Annotated in this window: 2 tRNA genes and 3 rRNA genes; all 5 read right to left on the minus strand. The window is 52.9% G+C overall.

Annotated elements, in window-relative coordinates:
- Nucleotides 1-17 precede the first annotated feature (17 nt).
- The 5 genes from rrf to JJL52_RS20895 all read right to left on the minus strand — a co-directional run bounded on the left by rrf (nucleotide 18) and on the right by JJL52_RS20895 (nucleotide 5,301).
- Nucleotides 18-133 (minus strand): 5S ribosomal RNA (rrf, locus tag JJL52_RS20875).
- 159 nt (nucleotides 134-292) lie between these two features.
- Nucleotides 293-3,186, minus strand: a 23S ribosomal RNA gene (locus JJL52_RS20880).
- 292 nt (nucleotides 3,187-3,478) lie between these two features.
- Nucleotides 3,479-3,554 (minus strand) — tRNA-Ala (locus JJL52_RS20885).
- 70 nt (nucleotides 3,555-3,624) lie between these two features.
- Nucleotides 3,625-3,701, minus strand: a tRNA-Ile gene (locus tag JJL52_RS20890).
- A 65-nt stretch (nucleotides 3,702-3,766) separates the two neighbouring features.
- Nucleotides 3,767-5,301: ribosomal RNA gene (locus JJL52_RS20895) — 16S ribosomal RNA — on the minus strand.
- The 16S, 23S and 5S rRNA genes sit together here with 2 tRNA genes alongside, the layout of an rRNA operon.
- Between the last annotated feature and the right edge of the window lie 235 nt (nucleotides 5,302-5,536).

The raw sequence follows: 5,536 nt of genomic DNA on the forward strand, positions 1-5,536 counted from the left end.
GGGGTTTTGGATTAAGAGCTTGGCAATTCCCTACTTTCGCACGACAACCTGTCGCACTATCATCGGCGCTAAGCGGTTTCACTTCCGAGTTCGGGATGGGATCGGGTGGTTCACGCTCGCTGTGGTCACCAAGCAAACGGGTGCGGCGGGTTGTAGGCGGTAAAGCCTGGCCCACCTCGGCAGGAGGAAGTCCTCGTGCCTGGAAATCTGTAACGTTCGGTTCTCTTGCATTAAAGCGTCAGCTGCCCTGCAGTTTTGTTCTGCAGGTTCACCCAAACCGATTGGGTGTTATATGGTCAAGCCTCACGGGCAATTAGTACACGTTAGCTGCACGCATTACTGCGCGTCCACACCGTGCCTATCAACGTCGTCGTCTCCAACGGCCCTTCAGGGGACTGAATGTCCCAGTGAGATCTCATCTTGGGAGGGGCTTCCCGCTTAGATGCTTTCAGCGGTTATCCTGTCCGTACATAGCTACCCGGCAATGCGATTGGCATCACAACCGGAACACCAGCGGTACGTCCACTCCGGTCCTCTCGTACTAGGAGCAGCTTCCCTCAAATCTCAAACGCCCACGGCAGATAGGGACCGAACTGTCTCACGACGTTCTGAACCCAGCTCGCGTACCACTTTAAATGGCGAACAGCCATACCCTTGGGACCTGCTTCAGCCCCAGGATGTGATGAGCCGACATCGAGGTGCCAAACACCGCCGTCGATATGAACTCTTGGGCGGTATCAGCCTGTTATCCCCGGAGTACCTTTTATCCGTTGAGCGATGGCCCTTCCATACAGAACCACCGGATCACTATGACCTACTTTCGTACCTGCTCGACCTGTCCGTCTCGCAGTCAAGCACCCTTATGCCATTGCACTCATTGCCTGATTTCCGACCAGGCTGAGGGTACCTTCGTGCTCCTCCGTTACGCTTTGGGAGGAGACCGCCCCAGTCAAACTACCCACCAGACACTGTCCCTAGCCCGGATCACGGGCCGAGGTTAGAACTTCAAATAAACCAGGGTGGTATTTCAAGGATGGCTCCACGCGAACTGGCGTCCACGCTTCGCAGCCTCCCACCTATCCTACACAAGTCGATTCAAAGTCCAGTGTCAAGCTATAGTAAAGGTTCACGGGGTCTTTCCGTCTAACCGCGGGTACACTGCATCTTCACAGCGATTTCAATTTCACTGAGTCTCGGGTGGAGACAGTGTGGCCATCGTTACGCCATTCGTGCAGGTCGGAACTTACCCGACAAGGAATTTCGCTACCTTAGGACCGTTATAGTTACGGCCGCCGTTTACTGGGGCTTCGATCAAGAGCTTCGCTTTCGCTGACCCCATCAATTAACCTTCCAGCACCGGGCAGGCGTCACACCCTATACGTCCTCTTTCGAGTTTGCAGAGTGCTATGTTTTTGCTAAACAGTCGCAGCCACCAATTTTATGCTACCTTTCTCGGCTCCATCCGCGCGGGACTTCACCTAGCAAAGGCGTACCTTATCCCGAAGTTACGGTACCATTTTGCCTAGTTCCTTCACCCGAGTTCTCTCAAGCGCCTTAGAATTCTCATCCCACCCACCTGTGTCGGTTTAGGGTACGGCCACTCGTAACCTGAAGCTTAGAGGTTTTTCTTGGAAGCCTGGCATCGGTCGCTTCGCCGCTCCGTAGAGCAAGCTCATCATCACGTCTCGGGATTGAGCGCCCGGATTTGCCTAAGCGCTCTCCCTACCGGCTTGCACTGCCTATTCCAACAGGCAGCCGACCTAGCCTTCTCCGTCACCCCATCGCAGTTACGACCGGTACAGGAATATTAACCTGTTTTCCATCGACTACGCCTTTCGGCCTCGCCTTAGGTACCGACTAACCCTGCGTCGATTAGCGTTGCGCAGGAAACCTTGGGTTTTCGGCGTCAGGGTTTTTCACCCTGATTGTCGTTACTCATGTCAGCATTCGCACTTCCGATACCTCCAGCCGACTTCTCAATCGACCTTCACAGGCGTACGGAACGCTCCTCTACCGCTCAACTTACGTTGAACCCGTAGCTTCGGTACTATGCTTAGCCCCGGTAAATCTTCCGCGCAGGCCGACTCGACCAGTGAGCTATTACGCTTTCTTTAAAGGGTGGCTGCTTCTAAGCCAACCTCCTGGCTGTCTGGGCCTTCCCACATCGTTTCCCACTGAGCATAGATTTTGGGACCTTAGCTGACGGTCTGGGCTGTTTCCCTTTTCACGACGGACCTTATCACCCGCCGTGTGTCTCCCGTGCTGGCACTTCTGGGTATTCGGAGTTTGCATCGGGTTGGTAAGTCGGGATGACCCCCTAGCCGAAACAGTGCTCTACCCCCCAGAGTGATACACGAGGCGCTACCTAAATAGCTTTCGAGGAGAACCAGCTATCTCCGAGCTTGATTAGCCTTTCACTCCGATCCACAACTCATCCCCTACCTTTTCAACGGGAGTGGGTTCGGTCCTCCAGTCAGTATTACCTGACCTTCAACCTGGTCATGGATAGATCGCCCGGTTTCGGGTCTAATCCCAGCGACTGAACGCCCTGTTCAGACTCGCTTTCGCTACGCCTCCCCTATTCGGTTAAGCTTGCCACTGAGATTAAGTCGCTGACCCATTATACAAAAGGTACGCCGTCACGGAACAAGTCCGCTCCGACTGCTTGTACGCATACGGTTTCAGGTTCTATTTCACTCCGATCTCCTCGGTTCTTTTCGCCTTTCCCTCACGGTACTGGTTCACTATCGGTCAGTAAGGAGTATTTAGCCTTGGAGGATGGTCCCCCCATATTCAGACAGGGTTTCACGTGCCCCGCCCTACTCGTCTTCATCTTCGTCTCGTTTTCGTATACCGGGCTATCACCGTCTCTGGCAGGCCTTTCCAGACCTTTCTACTAACAGGGACGAAAACTTAAGGGCTAATCCCCGTTCGCTCGCCGCTACTAAGGGAATCTCGGTTGATTTCTTTTCCTCCGGGTACTTAGATGTTTCAGTTCTCCGGGTTTGCTTCCAGCACCTATGTATTCAGTGCAGGATACTTGAGTTATCTCAAGTGGGTTGCCCCATTCGGACATCCGCGGGTCAAAGTGTGTTTGCAAACTCACCGCGGCTTATCGCATGCTACAACGTCCTTCATCGCCTCTTACTGCCAAGGCATCCACCGTATGCGCTTATTCACTTGACCATATAACCCCAATCATTCTGAAGTTATCGATCAGCTGACATTTTCGCTTTTTCTGCTTGAGAACGGGTTCTTATTCCCTTCCACGTCGATTGCTGCTAAGCTTCGTTAAGGAGGCTTACCCGCTTTCTCTGTGTCAGTTCATTCGAACTCGTCTGTCACCGCATGGCAGTGATACCATGGATGACTTCGTTACAGATTTCCATTTTGTTAAAGAGCTATCGATGCGTTTTCACATCAATGCGATAAGGTCTTTCGGCGAGAAATAAAACTTCTCAAAACCTTATGGCGTTGATGGTGGAGCCAAGGAGGATCGAACTCCTGACCTCCTGCGTGCAAGGCAGGCGCTCTCCCAGCTGAGCTATGGCCCCAATGTCGGTTTAAACTGCAAGGCCAGGATGACTTTGCACCGTGCCTTTCGCCTATGTTCACCGTGGTCATTGGTGGGCCTAGGAGGACTTGAACCTCCGACCTCACCCTTATCAGGGGTGCGCTCTAACCAGCTGAGCTACAGGCCCAGGCTCATCTCGTCTTGTGATCAAAATAATTTGTTGTGGATACTCATGATGCGGCAGCATCTTTGTAAGGAGGTGATCCAGCCCCAGGTTCCCCTAGGGCTACCTTGTTACGACTTCACCCCAGTCATGAATCACAAAGTGGTAAGCGCCCTCCCGAAGGTTAGACTACCTACTTCTTTTGCAACCCACTCCCATGGTGTGACGGGCGGTGTGTACAAGGCCCGGGAACGTATTCACCGCGACATTCTGATTCGCGATTACTAGCGATTCCGACTTCATGGAGTCGAGTTGCAGACTCCAATCCGGACTAGGACCGGCTTTATGGGATTGGCTGGCTCTCGCGAGTTCGCTGCCCTCTGTACCGGCCATTGTAGCACGTGTGTAGCCCTACCCATAAGGGCCATGATGACTTGACGTCGTCCCCACCTTCCTCCGGTTTATCACCGGCAGTCTCCCTAGAGTTCCCGGCATCACCCGTTGGCAACTAAGGATAAGGGTTGCGCTCGTTACGGGACTTAACCCAACATCTCACGACACGAGCTGACGACAGCCATGCAGCACCTGTCTCAGAGTTCCCGAAGGCACTCTACGATCTCTCACAGATTCTCTGGATGTCAAGGGTAGGTAAGGTTCTTCGCGTTGCATCGAATTAAACCACATGCTCCACCGCTTGTGCGGGCCCCCGTCAATTCATTTGAGTTTTAACCTTGCGGCCGTACTCCCCAGGCGGTCAACTTATCGCGTTAGCTGCGCCACGAATCTTACGAATAAGACCAACGGCTAGTTGACATCGTTTACGGCGTGGACTACCAGGGTATCTAATCCTGTTTGCTACCCACGCTTTCGTACCTCAGCGTCAGTTTGAGTCCAGAGAGGCGCCTTCGCCACTGGTGTTCCTTCAGATCTCTACGCATTTCACCGCTACACCTGAAATTCCCCTCTCCTCTACTCAACTCTAGCTGCCCAGTATCAAATGCAGTTCCCAGGTTAAGCCCGGGGCTTTCACATCTGACTTAAACAGCCGCCTACGCACGCTTTACGCCCAGTAATTCCGATTAACGCTTGCACCCTCCGTATTACCGCGGCTGCTGGCACGGAGTTAGCCGGTGCTTTTTCTATCGGTAATGTCAGACTGATGGGTATTCGCCACCAGATGTTCCTCCCGATTAAAAGTGCTTTACAACCCTCAGGCCTTCTTCACACACGCGGTATTGCTGGATCAGGCTTGCGCCCATTGTCCAATATTCCCCACTGCTGCCTCCCGTAGGAGTCTGGGCCGTGTCTCAGTCCCAGTGTGGCTGATCGTCCTCTCAGACCAGCTATGGATCGTCGCCTTGGTAGGCCTTTACCCTACCAACTAGCTAATCCAACGCAGGCTCATCTCATAGCGCGAGGCCCGAAGGTCCCCCGCTTTCCCCCTTGGGGCGTATGCGGTATTAGCTTGAGTTTCCCCAAGTTGTCCCCCACTACGAGGCAGATTCCTACGCGTTACGCACCCGTCCGCCACTCGTCAGCGCCCGAAGGCCTGTTACCGTTCGACTTGCATGTGTTAAGCATACCGCCAGCGTTCAATCTGAGCCATGATCAAACTCTTCAGTTCAATCTTTGTTGCCCCTTAAAGACGGGGCCAATCTTGGCTCGACTACAGAATTAAACGTGATTCTAGAATCGACGTAAGTTCTTGTGTCGAATGTTTCATTGCTGACCATCCACCACAAGCACCCACACAAATTATTTTGATCGACTTGTTAAAGAGCAGAGGCTTTCGCCCCGTTGAGTCTGACTATTATAAAGAACTTTTTTCTTTTGTCAAACTTTATTTTTTCCTTTCGGCC

It is taken from the genome of Candidatus Methylomicrobium oryzae (assembly GCF_016745425.1).
Classification (GTDB): Bacteria; Pseudomonadota; Gammaproteobacteria; order Methylococcales; family Methylomonadaceae; genus Methylomicrobium; species Methylomicrobium oryzae.